Annotated in this window: 19 protein-coding genes, 15 tRNA genes, 1 pseudogene and 1 riboswitch (1 of these 36 running past the window's edge); of the genes and pseudogenes, 8 read left to right on the top strand and 27 right to left on the bottom strand. The window is 44.7% G+C overall.

Annotated elements, in window-relative coordinates:
* Window positions 1-10: 10 nt before the first annotated feature.
* Window positions 11-940 (bottom strand): amidase domain-containing protein, encoded by a 930-nt coding sequence (locus tag P3L57_RS04850; protein WP_081638259.1) that lies wholly within the window; start codon window positions 938-940, stop codon window positions 11-13.
* 79 nt (window positions 941-1,019) lie between these two features.
* Window positions 1,020-2,165 (bottom strand): tRNA epoxyqueuosine(34) reductase QueG, encoded by a 1,146-nt coding sequence (gene queG / locus P3L57_RS04845; protein WP_069486286.1) that lies wholly within the window; start codon window positions 2,163-2,165, stop codon window positions 1,020-1,022.
* 83 nt (window positions 2,166-2,248) lie between these two features.
* Here queG and P3L57_RS04840 point away from each other — a divergent pair, with 83 nt between their 5' ends.
* The gene (locus P3L57_RS04840; protein WP_083244439.1) at window positions 2,249-2,872 is read left to right on the top strand and encodes a hypothetical protein; all 624 of its coding nucleotides are present in this window, start codon (window positions 2,249-2,251) and stop codon (window positions 2,870-2,872) included.
* A gap of 90 nt (window positions 2,873-2,962) precedes the next feature.
* Here P3L57_RS04840 and P3L57_RS04835 read toward each other — a convergent pair.
* A tRNA-Gly gene (locus P3L57_RS04835) sits at window positions 2,963-3,036 on the bottom strand.
* Between the two features lie 193 nt (window positions 3,037-3,229).
* Between P3L57_RS04835 and P3L57_RS04830 the strand changes: the two genes are divergently transcribed.
* Both P3L57_RS04830 and P3L57_RS04825 read left to right on the top strand, forming a co-directional pair.
* Window positions 3,230-3,430, top strand: coding sequence for a helix-turn-helix transcriptional regulator (locus P3L57_RS04830; protein WP_010333491.1), 201 nt, complete (start codon window positions 3,230-3,232; stop codon window positions 3,428-3,430).
* 1 nt (window position 3,431) lies between these two features.
* Window positions 3,432-3,905 carry a hypothetical protein gene (locus P3L57_RS04825; protein ID WP_059352588.1) on the top strand — a complete coding sequence of 158 codons (474 nt, stop codon included), beginning with the start codon at window positions 3,432-3,434 and terminating at the stop codon, window positions 3,903-3,905.
* A gap of 17 nt (window positions 3,906-3,922) precedes the next feature.
* On the opposite strand, the gene rpsN is transcribed toward P3L57_RS04825, so the two are convergent.
* From rpsN to P3L57_RS04795, 6 genes are all read right to left on the bottom strand, one after another.
* Window positions 3,923-4,192 carry a 30S ribosomal protein S14 gene (gene rpsN, locus P3L57_RS04820; RefSeq protein WP_069486284.1) on the bottom strand — a complete coding sequence of 90 codons (270 nt, stop codon included), beginning with the start codon at window positions 4,190-4,192 and terminating at the stop codon, window positions 3,923-3,925.
* 107 nt (window positions 4,193-4,299) lie between these two features.
* The gene (locus tag P3L57_RS04815) at window positions 4,300-4,830 is read right to left on the bottom strand and encodes a hypothetical protein (RefSeq protein WP_069486621.1); all 531 of its coding nucleotides are present in this window, start codon (window positions 4,828-4,830) and stop codon (window positions 4,300-4,302) included.
* 91 nt (window positions 4,831-4,921) lie between these two features.
* Window positions 4,922-6,058 carry an FMNH2-dependent alkanesulfonate monooxygenase gene (gene ssuD / locus P3L57_RS04810; protein WP_069486283.1) on the bottom strand — a complete coding sequence of 379 codons (1,137 nt, stop codon included), beginning with the start codon at window positions 6,056-6,058 and terminating at the stop codon, window positions 4,922-4,924.
* A gap of 19 nt (window positions 6,059-6,077) precedes the next feature.
* Window positions 6,078-6,911, bottom strand: a complete 834-nt coding sequence (locus P3L57_RS04805) for an ABC transporter permease (protein WP_081638258.1) — start codon at window positions 6,909-6,911, stop codon at window positions 6,078-6,080.
* Window positions 6,905-7,906, bottom strand: a complete 1,002-nt coding sequence (locus P3L57_RS04800) for an aliphatic sulfonate ABC transporter substrate-binding protein (protein ID WP_069486282.1) — start codon at window positions 7,904-7,906, stop codon at window positions 6,905-6,907. Before P3L57_RS04800 ends, P3L57_RS04805 begins: the two co-directional genes overlap by 7 nt.
* A 17-nt stretch (window positions 7,907-7,923) precedes the next feature.
* Entirely contained in the window at window positions 7,924-8,691 is a 768-nt protein-coding gene (locus P3L57_RS04795; RefSeq protein WP_069486620.1) for an ABC transporter ATP-binding protein, read from the bottom strand.
* Between the two features lie 397 nt (window positions 8,692-9,088).
* Between P3L57_RS04795 and katA the strand changes: the two genes are divergently transcribed.
* Complete coding sequence (gene katA, locus P3L57_RS04790; protein ID WP_069486281.1) at window positions 9,089-10,540, top strand: catalase KatA; 1,452 nt, start codon at window positions 9,089-9,091, stop codon at window positions 10,538-10,540.
* Between the two features lie 39 nt (window positions 10,541-10,579).
* On the opposite strand, the gene P3L57_RS04785 is transcribed toward katA, so the two are convergent.
* The 3 genes and pseudogenes from P3L57_RS04785 to P3L57_RS04775 all read right to left on the bottom strand — a co-directional run bounded on the left by P3L57_RS04785 (window position 10,580) and on the right by P3L57_RS04775 (window position 13,680).
* Entirely contained in the window at window positions 10,580-10,765 is a 186-nt protein-coding gene (locus P3L57_RS04785; RefSeq protein ID WP_044156673.1) for an FbpB family small basic protein, read from the bottom strand.
* A 142-nt stretch (window positions 10,766-10,907) separates the two neighbouring features.
* Entirely contained in the window at window positions 10,908-12,680 is a 1,773-nt protein-coding gene (gene thiC / locus P3L57_RS04780) for a phosphomethylpyrimidine synthase ThiC (RefSeq protein ID WP_069486280.1), read from the bottom strand.
* A gap of 132 nt (window positions 12,681-12,812) precedes the next feature.
* A riboswitch (TPP riboswitch) is annotated at window positions 12,813-12,920 on the bottom strand.
* 68 nt (window positions 12,921-12,988) lie between these two features.
* Window positions 12,989-13,680, bottom strand: a pseudogene (locus P3L57_RS04775) (Type 1 glutamine amidotransferase-like domain-containing protein).
* Window positions 13,681-13,781: 101 nt separating this feature from the next.
* Between P3L57_RS04775 and P3L57_RS04770 the strand changes: the two are divergent.
* The 3 genes from P3L57_RS04770 to P3L57_RS04760 are packed head-to-tail and all read left to right on the top strand — an operon-like array spanning window position 13,782 to window position 15,519.
* The gene (locus P3L57_RS04770) at window positions 13,782-14,006 is read left to right on the top strand and encodes a hypothetical protein (protein ID WP_024120670.1); all 225 of its coding nucleotides are present in this window, start codon (window positions 13,782-13,784) and stop codon (window positions 14,004-14,006) included.
* Window positions 14,003-14,362: a spore coat protein gene (locus P3L57_RS04765; protein WP_010333479.1), complete on the top strand. Its 360-nt coding sequence runs from the start codon at window positions 14,003-14,005 to the stop codon at window positions 14,360-14,362. Before P3L57_RS04770 ends, P3L57_RS04765 begins: the two co-directional genes overlap by 4 nt.
* 20 nt (window positions 14,363-14,382) lie before the next feature.
* Entirely contained in the window at window positions 14,383-15,519 is a 1,137-nt protein-coding gene (locus P3L57_RS04760) for a zinc-dependent alcohol dehydrogenase (protein WP_069486279.1), read from the top strand.
* 40 nt (window positions 15,520-15,559) lie between these two features.
* Here the strand turns inward: P3L57_RS04760 and P3L57_RS04755 are convergent, their stop codons facing one another.
* Complete coding sequence (locus P3L57_RS04755) at window positions 15,560-15,757, bottom strand: hypothetical protein (RefSeq protein ID WP_010333477.1); 198 nt, start codon at window positions 15,755-15,757, stop codon at window positions 15,560-15,562.
* A gap of 153 nt (window positions 15,758-15,910) precedes the next feature.
* On the opposite strand from P3L57_RS04755, the gene spo0M reads away from it, so the two are divergent.
* The gene (gene spo0M, locus P3L57_RS04750; protein ID WP_069486278.1) at window positions 15,911-16,687 is read left to right on the top strand and encodes a sporulation control protein Spo0M; all 777 of its coding nucleotides are present in this window, start codon (window positions 15,911-15,913) and stop codon (window positions 16,685-16,687) included.
* A 98-nt stretch (window positions 16,688-16,785) separates the two neighbouring features.
* Here the strand turns inward: spo0M and P3L57_RS04745 are convergent.
* The 14 genes from P3L57_RS04745 to P3L57_RS04680 form a co-directional block, all read right to left on the bottom strand.
* A tRNA-Leu gene (locus P3L57_RS04745) sits at window positions 16,786-16,867 on the bottom strand.
* 253 nt (window positions 16,868-17,120) lie between these two features.
* Window positions 17,121-17,209 (bottom strand) — tRNA-Leu (locus P3L57_RS04740).
* 7 nt (window positions 17,210-17,216) lie between these two features.
* A tRNA-Cys gene (locus tag P3L57_RS04735) sits at window positions 17,217-17,287 on the bottom strand.
* Between the two features lie 5 nt (window positions 17,288-17,292).
* Window positions 17,293-17,367 (bottom strand) — tRNA-Gly (locus tag P3L57_RS04730).
* A gap of 49 nt (window positions 17,368-17,416) precedes the next feature.
* Window positions 17,417-17,488: transfer RNA gene (locus tag P3L57_RS04725), tRNA-Gln, on the bottom strand.
* A 9-nt stretch (window positions 17,489-17,497) separates the two neighbouring features.
* A tRNA-His gene (locus tag P3L57_RS04720) sits at window positions 17,498-17,573 on the bottom strand.
* Between the two features lie 24 nt (window positions 17,574-17,597).
* Window positions 17,598-17,671 (bottom strand) — tRNA-Trp (locus tag P3L57_RS04715).
* A gap of 5 nt (window positions 17,672-17,676) precedes the next feature.
* Window positions 17,677-17,761: transfer RNA gene (locus P3L57_RS04710), tRNA-Tyr, on the bottom strand.
* A 22-nt stretch (window positions 17,762-17,783) separates the two neighbouring features.
* Window positions 17,784-17,856, bottom strand: a tRNA-Thr gene (locus tag P3L57_RS04705).
* A gap of 5 nt (window positions 17,857-17,861) precedes the next feature.
* Window positions 17,862-17,937, bottom strand: a tRNA-Phe gene (locus P3L57_RS04700).
* Between the two features lie 12 nt (window positions 17,938-17,949).
* A tRNA-Asp gene (locus P3L57_RS04695) sits at window positions 17,950-18,026 on the bottom strand.
* A gap of 56 nt (window positions 18,027-18,082) precedes the next feature.
* Window positions 18,083-18,159 (bottom strand) — tRNA-Met (locus tag P3L57_RS04690).
* 7 nt (window positions 18,160-18,166) lie between these two features.
* Window positions 18,167-18,242, bottom strand: a tRNA-Val gene (locus P3L57_RS04685).
* 9 nt (window positions 18,243-18,251) lie between these two features.
* A tRNA-Glu gene (locus P3L57_RS04680) sits at window positions 18,252-18,285 on the bottom strand; it runs 38 nt beyond the window's last position.

Below are 18,285 nucleotides of genomic sequence, written 5' to 3'. Positions count from 1 at the left end.
ATATCATTAATTACTCTTTTGTCGTATCATCAACGATATGAAAAAAGGCATATCGGATAGACGGTGTGTATGCAGTTGAATCCTCGTATGACCAATACCTCATCCGGCTGTCATAGGACTGGGCGTTGACAAGCGGCATATTGCCTTTGTCCTTCGCCACCACAATCGTTGTGTGATTAAACCGGCCGTCTCCCTCAAAATCATAGCAAATCACATCACCCGGCACCAGCTCTTCTGCTGATTTCACCCGAACCGCCCGAAGGCCGGCCTTGGAATTCGTCAAATACATTTTCATCGAGTGCGCCACCGTCCAGCTATAGCTCCAAGAGCTTTGTTTCATCCACCAGCCAGATCCTCTGTTCGGGTGGCCGCGCATTGGCGCTCCTCCTGCATGAAGACACTGAGAAATAAAATTCGTACAATTATCGCTGAAATTTTTATAAGCCGGATTACGCTTGTTCCAATATTTTTCGGCATATTGTACCGCTCCGAGCCGGTCATATTGAAAAGCTCGGCCAAACGCTTCCCTTTCTTCCTGTGAATAGTCAATAATGCTTTGGCCTTCACTAAATCCCGCCGGTTTTTTTATCACTTCCTGATCCTTAATCAGAATTTGATCATAAACAAAAGCGACTCTTTCTTCTATCTGCTCTTCCATATACAGACTGTCATCCTGCTCCTTGTATAGATATTCGAAGTGTATGATATACCTGATGCAGGCGGTTCCGTCATCCTCAACCTGCACATAGTCAATGACAGCTTTTGCTTTCGCCTTTATCATCTCAATCTTACGTTTTTCCAGAAGCTTTTTCTTTCGTTCCATGACTTCCAGGTCTCCGACTTGAGGCTCCTGTCTCAGATCATGCCCGTTGACCAGATAGCTGAGACGCTCCTCCGCTAGTTGTTCTAATATGTGCTTCAAGCTCACCCCACCCGACATACTTTTTTATAGAGAAAAAACACTTGGCTGCATCTCAAGTGTTTTTTCCTTCTGCTCTATACGTATGTCAGGACAAGACTTATTTAGTCATGCCGGCTTTTAGCAATTCAATTCCTTTTTCAATTTCCTGCTTTGCCTCTTCATCATTTTCTTTTTCCAGTGCTTTTTCAAGCTCCTCCGCGTATGTGTTGTCTCCGATTTTCCCGATAGCCCAGGCAGCCGTTCCCCTGATTACCGGGCGCGGATCTTTATGCATAAGCTCCGTCAGTTCAGGCAGTGCGGAGGTGTCTTTAAAGTGGGCAAGCGCCAAAATCGCATTCCGCTGAATCGGTTTTTTTCCGCGCCAGGAGCCTGAAACATGTCCGAATTTCTCTTTAAATTCACGGTTGCTGATGGTTAAAAGCGGCTTCAATAACGGTTTTGCAATTTCGGGGTCCGGTTCCATTTCAGGATGCAGATGAAAATCCTTCCCTTTATTGATTGGACATACCGTTTGGCACGTATCGCATCCATACAGGCGGTTTCCGATTTTCGTGCGGAATTCATCCGGCAAAAATCCTTTTGTCTGGGTCAGAAAAGATATACAGCGCTGAGCGTTGAGCTGCCCAGAGTTCACAAGCGCTCCCGTCGGACAGGCGTCTAAACATTTGGTGCATGATCCGCACATATCCTCAATCGGCACATCCGGCTCGAAAGGTATATTTGTAATCATTTCCGCCAAATACACATAAGACCCGTACTCTGGCGTTGTAATCATACAGTTTTTGGCGCTGAACCCAATTCCGGCCCGTTCCGCCACTGCCCGATCAGACAATTCACCCGTATCGACCATTGATTTTGTCCTGACATCCTCATGCTTTCTTCTCAGAAAATCCTCCAGAAGATCGAGCTTTTCCCGCAGGACGTCATGATAGTCCTTTCCCCAGGAGGCTCTGCAAAAAATGCCTCTGCGCTCAGTTCGCGTGCTTCTTGGCGCATCCTTCATTCTCGAAGGATAAGCAAGTGCAATGGCCACGATTGATTTCGCTTTCGGCAAAAGCAGCGTCGGCGTCACTCTTTTTTCAATATCAGGCTCTTCAAAACCGGAAAGATATCCGAGTGACTCCTGAAGAATCAAACGGTCTTTTAAACTGGCAAATGTATCAGCGGTCGTAAAACCGATCTTGTCTACGCCAATGCTTTTTGCGTATTCAATTAATTCGTCTTTCAGCTGATAAACGTTCATGTTTTGCACAGCCTCCTTTCTTTGTGATAAAACAATAAGCCGTTGTATAATAGGTTGATATCCCGTAATTGGAGTGAATGCATGTGAATATCAAACTCGATCCTGTTATTACTGAACGTGCGGCAGGAATAAATGCAGCCGCTGTGATATATGAAAATATTGAAGTCGGATCCTCTCCGCAAATGCTGAAAGGCAGACTTCGTTTATTTCAAGAGTCCCTGTTTTTTGACTATGCGGACGGCGGTATTTCCAGCCAGCCTTTCGTCAAAGAATGGCAGACAATCTTTAAGCAGCTTGACCCTTCATTCGAGGGAGAAAAAACGCCGATGGAGCAAATGCTGATCCCGATATCCAAAGAACAATTCATGGAAAGCGAGGATTCAGCCCATGATACCATACATTTTTTCGCGTTAAAATATTCTCTCCCCATTATGATCTATGATGCCGGCAAGCTTCGGGAGCCAGTCCGGATTTCAGCAGGAGAAAAAGATAACATACTGATTTATTCTGATGAAGACGGGGTATTCGGCGATTTCAAAAACAAAGCCAATCAAAAACCCGTCACAGCAGATACAAAAAGCATGCTGCAAATCATCTTTTTCCCGCCATCAATTAAAAAAGAAAACGCCGTTAACCTATTAACATCATTAACGAAAATGTTTGAACAAATTCACGGCGGCGGCCATACAGTACATTGGCTTACGTAAAAGAACACGAGATTCGTGTTCTTTTTCACATAAAAAAACGCAATACTTCGTTTATCTGAGAAACGAAACACTGCGTTAATAACGTATGTATGGAGCGGGTGATGAGAATCGAACTCACGACATCAGCTTGGAAGGCTGAGGTTTTACCACTAAACTACACCCGCATTTGTTATTGTCGGTGTCAGCACCGCTTTGACTTTTATTATGTTACACGTTTATTAATTTTTCGTCAAGAGAATATAAAAAATTTGTCGAAAGAAATTTTTATTTTCGCAATGTTGTTAAGTTCCATTTACATAATGTTAAATAAACTATACAATAGAAGAAAGTGAGAATGTGAAGGTGGCAGACGTCATGATGAAAAATAAAGTGAAAGAGCTCAGAGCGCGCTTCAGCTATTCTCAGGAAAAACTCGGAGAAACGGTCGGCGTCACGAGACAAACGGTCGCAGCAATTGAAAAAGGAGACTATGTTCCCTCACTGTTATTAGCATTAAAAATCTGCAAAGCCTTCTCCATGAAAATGGAGGATGTCTTTTGGCTAGAGGAGGAAGACTAATATGGGCATGAAAACAAAAGCAGCATTTCACCTCGTTTTGTTCGGCCTTGCATGCTGGACACTGATTTCATACTTTGAAGCTTCGGAAGGCATTGGAGCCTTTTTCAGCACAAGGAACGGCCAGATGATGTTTGATATAAACATTACCCCGTTTATTCTTTTTATTGCGGCAGCTGCAGTTTATATCTATTTACAAAAGAAAAGCCGACCTGCGTCAAAAAATCTCCTGCTGCCAGATGAATTTGAGGAACAGGATGAAAGAGAGCAGATGATGACGGCAAAAGCCTGCCGTGCGTCATATATCGCCGTCTACTTTTCACTGCCTGCCGCCGCTGTCCTGCTCATTTTTTACCCGCTGTTTCAGTCACACATTCCCTTTTTCCCTATTATTATCGTGTTTATCATCATGATTATCCAGCACATATCCTACGTCATTTCCTTCAAAAAAAATGAAAAAAACTCCGGCGCGGTGTAATCGTCCGGAGTTTTTTCTTACCAGCTTGCTTTTTTTACGCCCGGAATTTGGCCTTTATGCGCCAGCTCCCTAAATGTAATTCTGGACATTTTAAATTTTCTCATATATCCTCTCGGGCGGCCCGTTACCATACAGCGGTTATGGAGTCTTCCCGGTGCTGAATCTCTCGGCAGCTTGCTGAGTGCTTCGTAATCTCCTTTTGCCTTTAACTCTTGTCTAATAGCAACATATTGTTCAACAAGCTTCTGGCGTTTTAATTCTTTTGCCACTTTTGATTTCTTAGCCAAGAAAAAGCCTCCTTTAAATCGTAATATTTACGATTTAAAATGTATCATGATGTATTCTAAAATGCAAGCACACCGCTCGGTAAAACAGACGGCCGAAGCCGTCCATTCTATTTATGCAATTCAACATAATAAAGCAGAGCATCTTTATGTTTAATCAGTTCATTTTTGTATTCAGAGGTTTTCATTGTACCGTTAGAATCCTTTATGCTGCTGCCGATCAATACCGGTTTCCCGAAAGAAATTGGCTCCGCTGATGATAAATTTTGAGTCATTTCCTGTGCAGCGCTGACGTCACGCTGAAACGTTGAAGCAGCCGTGCTGCTCCCTTGTTCATCAACAATGCCAAAGTGAACGGTGCTCATTTTTTTCTGATCTTCCTCATTCTCAAAATAAACAAATTGTAATGTAGCGGGATTTTCTTCCGTAAAATCAGCAGTTACCGGACCTATCGTTTCAACAAGCTTTCCGTTTTGGTAATGTTCAATGTACATGTCAGCCTCAGAAATGCTTTCGTTGATATTAGTCACTTCAGCAGCGAATGAATACGGAGCCGCAATCTTCATTCTGTTTTTTTCAATATCTGAAACATCTGCCTCTTTGATTTCCATGTGCTTCGTATTTCCGCATGCGGACAGCATGACCAACAGAGTAACGGCACTTATAAGTATTCTCAGGAAAAACAGCCCCCTTTTTTGATTATCATACCATGTTCGGAGACTGTGTTTTCACTCAAACTGATGCATGATTCTCTTTGACAAAATAAGTGTTACCTACGGCTTCTCCTCTTTTTTTCTGAAGTTTCCTTGTCCGCTCATTTTCGAACGGCAAAAGCGGGAAGACGAGCTCTGCAAAATAGTACGCTTCTTCTAAATGAGGATAGCCGGAAAAAATAAATGATTCAATGCCGAGGGCCTGGTACTCCGCTATGCGGTCGGCAATGGTCTGCGGATCTCCGACAAGAGCCGTGCCTGCCCCTCCTCTGACCAGGCCGATACCCGCCCACAGATTCGGGCTGATTTCAAGCTTTGTCCGATCGCCTCGATGAAGCTCCGCCATCCGCTTTTGACCCGAAGAATCAGCACGGCGCAAAGCGTTCTGTGCTTTGGCAATCGTGTCATCATCCAAATGGCTGATTAAACGCTCAGCCGCTTCCCACGCCTCATGTTCTGTTTCACGGGCGATCACATGCAGCCTAATGCCGAACCGCACTGTTCTTCCCTCTTTTTCCGCTTGCTTTTTGACTCTCTCAATCTTTTCTTTTACCTGTTCAGGCGGCTCACCCCACGTTAAATACACATCTGTATGCTTTGCCGCGACTTCAATTCCAGCCTGTGAGGACCCGCCGAAATAGATAGGCGGGTGCGGTGCTTGCCGCGGCGGGAATAGCAGATTGCTGTTTTCCACTTTTATATGTTTTCCTTCATAGGTGACCGTTTCTCCGCGCAAAAGCCCCCGCCAAACAGTTAAAAATTCGACCGTTGCTTCATAGCGCTCATCATGACTGATAAACAGTCCGTCCCCGGCTAGCTCGTACGGATCGCCCCCTGCCACAACATTAATCAGCAGCCGTCCATCTGAAATGTGATCTAAGGTAGAGGTCATTCTGGCTGCAAGAGAAGGCTGCATTAACCCAGGCCGTACCGCGACTAAAAACTTTAAGTCTTTTGTTTCCCCGGCTAACGCCGAGGCTGTGAGCCAAGGGTCTTCGCACGATCTTCCCGTCGGCAGAAGAACTCCTGTATACCCCAGCCTGTCAGCGGCCTGCGCCACTTGTTTAAAGTATTCATGATCCGCCGTCCGTCCATCGCTTTCCGACCCTAAATACCTTGCGTCTCCATGCGTCGGAATAAACCAAAGAATGTCCATATCAATCTCTCCTTTTCGTCTATTTTCCCTCGTAACTGTTTCTCCACTTTAATAGCTTTCGTTCAAGCAGCCTGACAAAAGAATCCGTCAGCTTTCCAACCACCGCAAAAATGATAATCCCCGCAAACACTTTATTTGTTTGTGAAAATTGTCTGGCATCCATGATCATATAACCGACCCCAGAGCTTGAACCCATCAGCTCCGCTACAACAAGCCCAAGCCATGCAATACCCAGCGATAAGCGAATGCCGAGCAATATATTGGGCAGGGATGCCGGCACAATCACTTTTGTCATCTGCTGGTGCCATTTAAATTCAAGCACCCGGGCAACTTCGAACAGCTTAGCGTCAACTCCGCGAATGCCGTTAAATGTATTGATATACACAGGGAAGAAAGCGCCGAGCGCAATCAGCAAAATTTTAGATATTTCATCAAAACCGAACCATAAAATAAACAGCGGCGTGACAGCCAGATGCGGAACAGTTCTGAGCATTTGCAATGATGGGTCAAGATACAACTCCGTCCGTTTAGAGAATCCGGCCAAAATTCCGATCAAAAGTCCAAGCCCCGCACCAAGTACAAAACCAAGCGCTGCCCGATATATACTGATTTGCAGATGGCCAAAGAGCTCGCCTGTCAAAATGAGCTCTTTAAACGTCAGCAAGATCGCAACAGGCGTAGGGAGCACTGTCGCCGACACGATGCCAAGACTGCCGATCACCTGCCAGATGGCTATGATCACAGCAGGCAGCAGAAGCCCCTTTGCCCACCCGTATTTGATTCTATGGGGCTTTCTTTGGATCGCTTCAGCATTTGCTTTCGGCAGTGAACCTGCAGCCTCTGCTTTCATGATGGATCACCTCCAGAGACTTTTTCCTTTAACGCTTTTTTGATAAATGAATTATCAACAACTTCTCTCACATCAATTTTCTTATCTATCGCTTTTGTTTTAAATTGAAAATCCGCTGTCTCCTGCTGCGCTTTTATAATGTCTTCACTAATAACCTCATTCAGAGGCTCCGTATTTTTCAGCACATTTTCAACGACCTTTTTATCGAGATCTTTTATTTTTGCATACAAGTCAGCCGCTTCACCCGGATGTTCCTTTTGCCATACAACCGCCTGATTAAATACCTGCAGAAAACGGACCACTTCGTCTGGATGTTCCTTAGAAAATGTTGTTCTAACTAATGTAAACCCTGGTGAATATAAATCGGTGCTTTCCCCATTCACAAGAAGTTTCGCTCCGTGTTTGATTGTTTCTAAGGATAGGTACGGCTCCCAGATGGACCAAGCGTCAACCGAACCGTTTTCAAACGCAGAGGCCGCTTCATCAGGCTGCAGCTGAATAACAGTCACGTCATCAGCTGACAAGCCTGATTGATCAAGCGCTTTATACAAAAAGTCAAAGCCGCTGCTGCCTTTCGCTACAGCAATTTTCTTTCCTTTTAAATCTTTGACCTCCTTAATCCCGCTGTCTAGATTCACAAGTATGCCGTTCGCCTTTAATCCGTCCTGAGACAAGCCGATTTCTTTAAAATCAATGCCTGCCGCCTGTCCAGCGATCACTGGTGAATTGCCGACTTGAGAAAAGTCAAGTTTATCTGCTGCAAGCCCTTCAAATTGTGGCGGCCCGCTTTGAAACTCCACCCATTTCACCTTGATGCCTTCTTTTTCGAAAGCCTCTTCAAACCAGCCTTTTTCCTTGGCAATTAAAAGCGGGCTTAAGCTTTGCTGTATCCCGATCCGAATTTCTTTCAATGGTTTTTTATCACCGCTGGCTCCATTTGCTCCGCACCCTGCCAGCAGAAAAAAAATAGATGCCAATACAATGATTCCTTTTTTCATCTCTGCTTCAGCCCTTTCTATATCCCTGATCCTTCTGCATACTCAAAGTCTTCTGTTTTTTCGAATTCCGACAGCACTTTCTGTCTGATCGCTTGGAAATCAGGCGTCGTCCTGTTTCGGGGATAAGCCAGATGAATTGGCATCAGCTTATGAATTTTTCCCGGTTTGGCTTTTAGGATCGCAATCTCATTCCCTAAATAAACAGATTCATCTATATCATGAGTGACGAGTATCATCGTTGTTTTTTTCCTCCGCCATATATCCAGCAGCACGTCTTGAAGGTGTTTTCGAGTAAACGCGTCTAACGCACCGAACGGTTCATCCAAAAGCAGCACCTCCGGCTCCCGCAGAAGAGCACGTGCGATGGCCACTCTTTGAGACATACCGCCCGACAGCTCACGCGGATATGCTTTCTCCGATCCTTTTAATCTGACAATCTCGATCAGCTCATCTACCTTCTGTTTGACTTCAGGATCTTTCAAATTCAAATCGGCGGCAATATTCTGCTCAACCGTCAGCCAAGGAAAAAGACGGTGTTCCTGAAAAATAAATCCTTGCTGAATACCTGGTGCAGTCACATGGCGTCCGTTAATTTCGACACTCCCGCTAAAATCAGAATCAAGTCCTGCAATTATCTTTAAAAGTGTGCTTTTTCCGCATCCGCTCGGTCCGATGATCGTTAAAAACTCACCCGGTGCAATTGATAATTGAATATTCTCCAAGACCGTAGTTTGGCGGCCTTCTTGAGCAAATACTTTTTCCTTGATGTTGATGGTCACAGCCACTTTTATCCCTCTCCTTCCGCCAACCCCGCCTTCTAAAAAAACAAAAAGGCCCCCATCTCTGTTTTTGTAGAGATGAGAGCCTTCGGCGGTCCGATCAGCTGCCCAATTGTTTTTTTGTTTGAATATCATGTTAATTCAAATTATTCCGATATGTCAACTCTTTTTATTCGGCATTTTTTGGATGAAAGTTTATCACTTACTTTTCATATTCGCAAATAGCGCTTATTTCTATAAACCCTCGATCATCTCTATTAAACTGTTCTGCCAAGGGTTTTCTGCTTTTTTTAATAGTTTTTATCGTATTATACAAATAATTATTTTATAATCATTATAAAATAATATTGACTTTTTACTTAGAGATGATATTATGTTCTTATCAATTCCAAGAGGTGATGACATGAGTTCAAATAAACTGACAACTAGCTGGGGAGCTCCAGTTGGAGATAATCAAAATTCAATGACTGCCGGTTCTCGCGGACCAACTTTAATCCAAGATGTACACTTACTCGAAAAATTGGCCCATTTTAACAGAGAACGTGTTCCTGAGCGTGTCGTTCACGCTAAAGGTGCAGGCGCACACGGTTATTTTGAAGTGACAAACGATGTAACAAAATATACAAAAGCTGCTTTCTTATCAGAAGTCGGCAAACGCACACCTTTGTTCATCCGTTTCTCAACAGTTGCCGGTGAACTTGGCTCTGCTGACACCGTTCGCGACCCGCGCGGATTTGCTGTTAAGTTTTATACAGAAGAAGGAAACTATGACATCGTCGGCAACAATACGCCGGTCTTCTTCATCCGCGATGCGATTAAGTTCCCTGATTTTATCCATACACAAAAAAGAGATCCAAAAACACACTTGAAAAATCCTACAGCTGTATGGGATTTCTGGTCACTTTCACCGGAAGCCCTACACCAAGTGACGATCCTGATGTCTGACCGCGGAATTCCTGCTACACTTCGCCACATGCACGGTTTTGGTAGCCATACATTCAAATGGACAAATGCCGAAGGCGAAGGCGTATGGATCAAGTATCACTTTAAAACAGAACAAGGCGTGAAGAACCTTGATGTGAAGACAGCAGCAAAAATTGCCGGTGAAAACCCGGATTATCATACTGAAGATCTGTTCAATGCAATTGAAAACGGCGATTTCCCTGCATGGAAATTATATGTGCAAATCATGCCTTTAGAAGATGCAAATACGTACCGCTTCGATCCGTTTGATGTCACAAAAGTATGGTCTCAAAAAGACTATCCGCTCATTGAAGTCGGCCGTATGGTTCTTGACAGAAATCCGGAAAACTACTTTGCCGAAGTAGAACAAGCAACATTCTCACCTGGAACACTGGTCCCCGGTATTGATGTATCACCGGATAAAATGCTTCAAGGGCGTCTGTTTGCGTATCATGATGCGCATCGCTACCGTGTCGGAGCAAACCACCAGGCCCTGCCGATCAACCGCGCACGCAACGAAGTAAGAAACTATCAGCGTGACGGACAAATGCGCTTTGACAATAACGGCGGCGGCTCCGTCTACTACGAGCCAAACAGCTTCGGCGGACCGACTGAGTCACCTGAGGATAAACAAGCGGCTTATCCGGTACAAGGAATGGCTGACAGCGTAAGCTACGATCACAATGATCACTACACACAAGCCGGCGATCTCTACCGTTTAATGAGCGAAGAGGAACGCACCCGCCTTGTAGAAAATATCGTAAATGCAATGAAACCGGTAGAAAAAGAAGATATCAAACTCCGCCAAATCGAGCACTTTTACAAAGCTGATCCTGAATACGGAAGACGCGTGGCAGAGGGCTTAGGTTTGCCGATTAAAAAAGAAGTTTAATAGCATAGAAAAAAACCCGCTGAATAAACAGCGGGTTTTTTACATAGATTTATGGATTGCCGTATGCTTCTCGTCAATCTTCATATAAATTTTCTCCATTAACTCCTCACTATTCATTATCTCCCGCTTGTTCTTTTCAATAAGAAGCGCCAGCGGCAGCATCTGATTGCCATATGTTTTTCGTTTTCTGAAGCGTCTTCTCCCTTTCTCTTTTTTGGTTCCCATCATTTCTCCCTCCTTTAAAAATAAAAAAGGCTCTTATCTCAAAAGATAAGAGCCTTCGGTGATCCGATCAGCAAATGTTGGAAATGTATATTAGCTATATTTAAACGTATTCAATTCGGCCTGTCAATGACTTTCTATACTGTTACTTATAAAGTTTGCTGCCTTGATTCACAAATTCCTCGGCTTTTTCTTTCATGCCCTCCTGAATGGCATCCCACTCATTAAGCTCTTTGTCTTTGGCATAATCACGGATATCCTGAGAAATTCGCATGCTGCAAAATTTCGGCCCGCACATCGAACAGAAATGAGCCGTTTTCGCCCCTTCAGCAGGCAGGGTCTCATCATGATATTCGAGCGCTCTTTCCGGATCAAGCGACAGGTTAAATTGGTCTCGCCAGCGGAATTCAAAGCGGGCTTTTGATAAAGCGTCATCTCGTATTTGCGCTCCCGGATGCCCTTTTGCAAGGTCAGCCGCATGCGCCGCAATTTTGTATGTAATAACCCCTTCCCGCACATCTTCACGGTTTGGCAGCCCGAGATGCTCCTTCGGCGTCACATAACAAAGCATGGCCGTTCCATACCAGCCGATCATCGCTGCTCCGATCGCAGAAGTAATGTGGTCATAGCCCGGTGCAATATCCGTCGTCAGCGGCCCTAGCGTGTAAAAAGGCGCTTCTTTACAGATTTCCATTTGTTTATCGACGTTCTCTTTGATTTTATGCATCGGCACATGACCCGGCCCCTCAATCATCACCTGAACATCATGCTTCCAGGCGATTTGTGTGAGTTCTCCGAGAGTCTCTAATTCAGCAAACTGCGCTTCGTCATTGGCATCGGCAATTGACCCTGGGCGAAGCCCGTCTCCAAGAGAAAAGGCAATATCATATGTTTTCATAATTTCACAGATTTCTTCAAAATGAGTATACAGAAAGCTTTCCTGATGATGAGCCAGACACCACTGGGCCATAATCGCTCCTCCGCGTGACACAATTCCCGTTGTCCGTTTAGCAGTTAGCGGCACATATCGCAGCAAAACACCCGCGTGAATCGTAAAATAATCCACACCCTGTTCAGCCTGCTCAATCAGCGTGTCACGGTAGATTTCCCACGTTAAATCCTCCGCTACACCGTTTACTTTTTCAAGCGCTTGATAGATCGGAACGGTGCCAACAGGAACCGGGCAATTTCGGATAATCCATTCACGCGTCGTATGAATGTCTTTCCCTGTGGAAAGATCCATCATCGTATCTGCTCCCCAGCGAATTGCCCACGTCATTTTTTCCACTTCTTCTTCAATCGAAGATGTAACCGCTGAATTCCCGATATTCGCGTTAATTTTCACATGGAAATTTCGGCCGATAATCATTGGTTCACTTTCCGGATGATTAATATTTGCTGGAATAATCGCCCGGCCGCTGGCTACTTCATCTCTGACAAATTCGGGGGTCACATGCTCACGAATAGCGATAAACTCCATTTCAGGGGTAATTATCCCCTTTTTCGCATAATGCATTTGAGTGACATTTTGGCCTGTTTTCGCCCGCAGCGGTTTCCGTTTTAACCCGGGATAGCTTACATTAGGGTTAGCCTTTTTATAGCCGTTGTCTTCTGGCTTCACAGCACGTCCATCGTATTCCTCAACATCGCTGCGCCCAGTGATCCACTGGTGCCGAAGCGGTTTTAAACCTTCTTGTATATTAATTTTTACATCGGGGTCCGTATACGGTCCGCTTGTATCATAGACACGAACCGGCGCGTTTTCCTCTTCGCCGAATGATCCTGTCGTCGGACTGAGTTCGATTTCTCTCATCGGCACTCGAATATCCGGCGAAGCCCCCTCTACATATACTTTTTTACTCCCCGAAAAACTCGACATAATGGAAATGTTGGCTTGCTGCACTGAATGATTTTGCATCACTTATCCTTCCCCTCTCTTTGTTTGAAAGGACAAAATCAAGCCCATAACCAGCACAAAAAACCGGATTCAATTGAATGAACCCGGTTACAGTCAGAAAGAAACATATTATTGCAATATTCAGCAATAATAAAAACAATTCCTCTACTTCCCCACGCTGGTACGAACCAGATCAGGTCCAAAGGGTTAAGAAGCATATCTTCTCTCTCAGCCCGTCAGCGGGCACCCCCAGTAACTATTAATTTCGCACTTATCGTATCATAAAAACAAACTGAAAAAAAGAGCAATGTATAAAATATTCAGCAAATTCAAAACAAATATGTAATCGGCAATGCTATTTCAGAGATTTCATTTTCATGAAGCACCACCTGATACGCATTTGCATCAGATCTTGAACTTACAGCCTGAAAAAACTGATCATCAATAAAATGCAGAGCTGCTCCATCATCCGCCGCATAACCGCTGCTCAACGCTTTCGCTGATATCATGTGATGATATGCAGGTCTCCGATCCTTTTCTCCATCATAATGAGGACAAAAACTGCCTTGCAAAAAACCCAAGCTTTTCAAACCGGTCAGCGGTCCGGCAGAATCCGTCACACCTTCTTCAAACCAGCAGATCGCACCTGCACTTAATCCCGCTAAAATAATCCCCTTCTCCCAAGCTTTTTTCAATATGTGATCCAGTCCCCACTCCTTCCACAGCACCAGCAAATTTCTTGTATTTCCCCTCCGACATAAATCACATCTTTCTCCATAATAAAGGAGGCTAAATCTGTTGTCGGCGGCTTAAATAAAGACAAATGAGACGGGTCACAATCAAGCTTTTGAAAAGCATGGTAAAACCGCTGAACATAGTTCTCCGCATCCCCGCTTGCCGTTGGCAAAAAACAAATGCGAGGTGAGGGCTGCTTTGACTGATTAATGATAAATTGATCAAGAACGAGATGATCTGGTGCCATTGAAAAACCTCCGCCGCCCATCGCAATAATCTGTTTCATCATCCGACTCCCCCAAGAAAATATTTTACCCATTATAGCACTTTCGCATAAAAGCATGATACAAGGTAAAAATACCTTTGAATCAGGAGGTGACCGAAAAAATGGAACAAGACCGTTTGGCAAACCACGAAACAGTTGATTTACACGAAATCCTCAACTTCAAAACCGTATGTTTACTTAAATCAAAAATGATGCAGGGACTGGTGTTCGATCAGGAACTGAGAGCCCTTATGGAGAAGGATGTACAGCAGTCTGTACGGGACGTAACTGAGCTTCAGAGCCTCTATCAAAAGGCCCCGACAATAACAGGAGGTGACTATCATTGAACGATTTCTTAGACCCAAAAAACGCAAAAGGCATGCCTGACCTTGCTGATTCAGCACTTGCCCTTGATTTCTTAATTTCCGTAAAAACCGGTATCAAAAATTATGCTGTCGCCATCACGGAAACCGCAAGCCCAGAACTCAGAACAGCATTGCGCAATCAATTAGACGCTGCTATTTACCTGCATGGAGAACTATCACAGCTCATGATGGAAAAAGGCTGGCTTTTCCCTTCTGACTTGGACAAACAATTTCAAATCGATATGAAATCAGCACAAACAGCCGTTGATATCGCCGGGCTAAAACTTTTTCCTGATAACACGAACCGTCTCGGAACATTCGCCACGCCCGATCACTAAACAATAAGGAGACATCATGAATGAAAGCTGTTACGTATCAAGGCATTAAAGACGTCCGCGTCAAAGAGGTAAAAGCGCCAGAAATCAAAAAGCCTGATGATATCATTGTCAAACTGACAACCACAGCAATCTGCGGATCTGATTTACACCTAATTCACGGCATGGTTCCCAATTTTCCTGAAGATTATATCATCGGCCATGAACCAATGGGCATTGTTGAAGAAACAGGCCCCGACGTTCACAAGGTTAAAAAAGGCGATCGTGTCATCATACCGTTTAACGTCAGCTGCGGCGAATGTTTTTTCTGCAAAAACCAGCTTGAAAGCCAATGTGACAATTCAAATGCAAACGGCGAAGTCGGCGCTTATTTTGGCTATTCAGACTCAGCAGGCGGCTATCCCGGAGGCCAGGCTGAATACATGCGCGTCCCCTATGCTAACTTCACTCCCTTTAAACTGCCTGATGACTGTGAAGTAGAAGATGAGAAATTAGTATTGCTTTCAGACGCTATGTCGACAGCCTATTGGAGCGTAGACAACGCAGAAGTAAAAGAGGGAAATACCGTCATTATTCTCGGCTGCGGTCCTGTCGGGCTGCTCGCGCAAAAATTCGCATGGATGAAAGGCGCCAAAAGAGTCATTGCAGTGGATTATGTAGACTATCGCCTTCAGCACGCCAAAAAAACAAACAATGTAGAAATCGTTAATTTCGAGCATCATGAAAACGCCGGTTCATATTTGAAAGAAATCACACAGGGCGGTGCAGATGTTGTCATCGACTGCGTCGGAATGGACGGCAAAATGTCCCCGCTTGAATTTCTCGCCACCGGTGTAAAAATGCACGGCGGAGCCATGGGTGCGCTGGTAACGGCGGCACAGGCTGTCAGAAAATGCGGCACAATTCAGGTGACAGGTGTGTACGGAATGAGATACAATGCATTTCCATTCGGAGACATCTTCCAAAGGAATGTAAATGTTAGAACCGGGCAAGCCCCTGTCATTCATTATATGCCGTACCTGTATGATTTGATTGCTACAGGTAAAGTAGATCCGGGCGACATCATCACACATGTTCTGCCGTTAGATCAAGCAAAGCACGGTTATGAGGTGTTTGATACGAAAACAGACGGAGCCATTAAAGTGCTTCTTAAACCATAAAAAAAGACGGTCTCTCATTTTGAGAAGCCGTCTCTCTATTTTATTGCTCCACTCTTCGTAACGCTTCGTTTACTGTTTCTTTTATAAACGCATCTTCCCCAGTCAAACTGTCTAATCTAAGTTCACCGCTTCTCAGTCTTTCTGAAAGATTGTTAATGTCCTCCTCGACTGTGATTTGCAGCTCACCAGCTAAAAACATTCTATGTAATTCATCAGCGACCATCGTTTCTTTATTCATTCACGTCTCCTCCTTTACTTAAGCATCACTTTTAGTCTGTCCCTCAGATAAACGAATATAGGAAAAAAGGTTCATTTATTTCAAAATAAACGAACCTTTTTTCCTTCTTTCCACGTATAACTGTTGAGAAAAAGAAAAAGGGGAAGATCTAATATGTCATTTTTTAAGAAACTTGCAGCAAGTGCCGGCATCGGCGCAGCAAAAGTCGATACCATTTTGGAGAAAGATGCGTATTATCCAGGAGAAGAAGTCCGCGGAACTGTACATGTAAAAGGCGGAAAAATCGCCCAGGATATCCGTTATATTGACTTACAGCTCAACACAAGATATGTCATTGTAAAAGACGATGAAGAACACCGGAAATACGCAACAATTCATTCTTTTCGGGTAACGGGTTCATTCACCATTCAGCCTGGAGAAGAACACCAATTTCCGTTCTCCTTCATCCTGCCTCTTGATACACCGATTACTGTAGGGAAGGTAGAAGTCGCCGTGGTGACAGACCTTGATATCGAAGGCGGTATCGATAAGTCCGACCATGACCGCATTTTCGTTGAGGCACACCCTTGGATTGAAAATGTGCTGGAAGCAATCGAAAACCTGGGCTTCCGTCTTAACGAAGCAGACTGTGAACAGGCATCTTACTTCCAGCGCCGTCTGCCTTTCGTTCAAGAATTTGAGTTTGTTCCAACATCAGGCTATTACCGTCAGATGCTTGATGAATTAGAGCTTATTTTTCTTTTAGAGGAAGACGGTTTAGAAATTATTTTCGAAGTCGATCGCCGGGCAAGAGGCCTGCGTGGATGGCTGGAAGAGATGTATAATGACGGAGAGCAGCTCGTACGTGTCCGTTTCAGACAATCAGAGCTTGAAGATATCGAACAACTTGAAGAGGTCTTAGAAGAGATCATCGACCAATATGCTGAGTAAATTAAAAAAAGGAGCCTATGCTTATTAATATAGGCTCCTTCTTTTAATAAAAACAAAACCCCGTTTCTTACATAAGTAAGAAACGGGGTTCTTTTGTATACCGGTGGTCGGGGTCGAACCGACACTCCAGAAGGAACACGATTTTGAGTCGTGCGCGTCTGCCAATTCCGCCACACCGGCAAGTTTTACGTCGTATCTAACCGACGAATATAAATATATCATGGATATGATAAAGTGTCAATGTATTTCAAAAAGTTTTTTGGGAAATATAATAATAAAGGGCTAAAGCGACTTTTTATGAAATACAGCCCAATGCTTACATCGACACTTTCATACAATAAAAAAATGATCTACATAAGTAGATCATTGATATGATTAGCTTCATTATATTTTCAAGCACAAACACCAATTTAACTTATCAAGTAAGTAAAATTGGTGCCGAGGGCCGGACTTGAACCGGCACGGTAGTCACCTACCGCAGGATTTTAAGTCCTGTGTGTCTGCCAATTCCACCACCCCGGCAAAAGAAAGGCGACACCCGGATTCGAACCGGGGATAAAGGTTTTGCAGACCTCTGCCTTACCACTTGGCTATGCCGCCGTAATTGGAGCGGAAGACGGGATTCGAACCCGCGACCCCCACCTTGGCAAGGTGGTGTTCTACCACTGAACTACTTCCGCATCTTAAGGGACTTAATACATTATATTCAATTGATATAAAAAAGTGAGACTGGGCTAGCTGGATTCGAACCAACGCATGACGGAGTCAAAGTCCGTTGCCTTACCGCTTGGCTATAGCCCAATGATAATATGGGGCGATTGATGGGAATCGAACCCACGAGTGCCAGAGCCACAATCTGGTGCGTTAACCACTTCGCCACAACCGCCATAATCTCAAGATGTCATAAATTTGGCAGGGGCAGTAGGAATCGAACCCACACCGGAGGTTTTGGAGACCTCTGTTCTACCGTTAAACTATGCCCCTATAAATGGTGGAGGGGGGCAGATTCGAACTGCCGAACCCTGAGGGAGCGGATTTACAGTCCGCCGCGTTTAGCCACTTCGCTACCCCTCCACATTAAGTTTTGAAAAAACAGTGCCGGCAAGAGGACTTGAACCCCCAACCTACTGATTACAAGTCAGTTGCTCTACCAATTGAGCTACACCGGCATAGGTGGTGGCTCGGGACGGAATCGAACCGCCGACACACGGATTTTCAGTCCGTTGCTCTACCAACTGAGCTACCGAGCCTTATTATTTAAATGGCGGTCCGGACGGGACTCGAACCCGCGACCTCCTGCGTGACAGGCAGGCATTCTAACCAACTGAACTACCGGACCATTTGATTTTAATTGGTTGCACCCTTCAGGCGCTCCTATTTAAAAGGATATTTTTTTGGTTGCGGGGGCAGGATTTGAACCTGCGACCTTCGGGTTATGAGCCCGACGAGCTACCGAACTGCTCCACCCCGCGATGATAATGGTGGAGGATGACGGGCTCGAACCGCCGACCCTCTGCTTGTAAGGCAGATGCTCTCCCAGCTGAGCTAATCCTCCATCATATAATGACCCGTACGGGATTCGAACCCGTGTTACCGCC

It is taken from the genome of Bacillus sp. B28 (assembly GCF_029536185.1).
Taxonomy (GTDB): Bacteria; Bacillota; Bacilli; order Bacillales; family Bacillaceae; genus Bacillus; species Bacillus halotolerans.
This window is presented reverse-complemented; position numbering and strand designations above follow the sequence as displayed.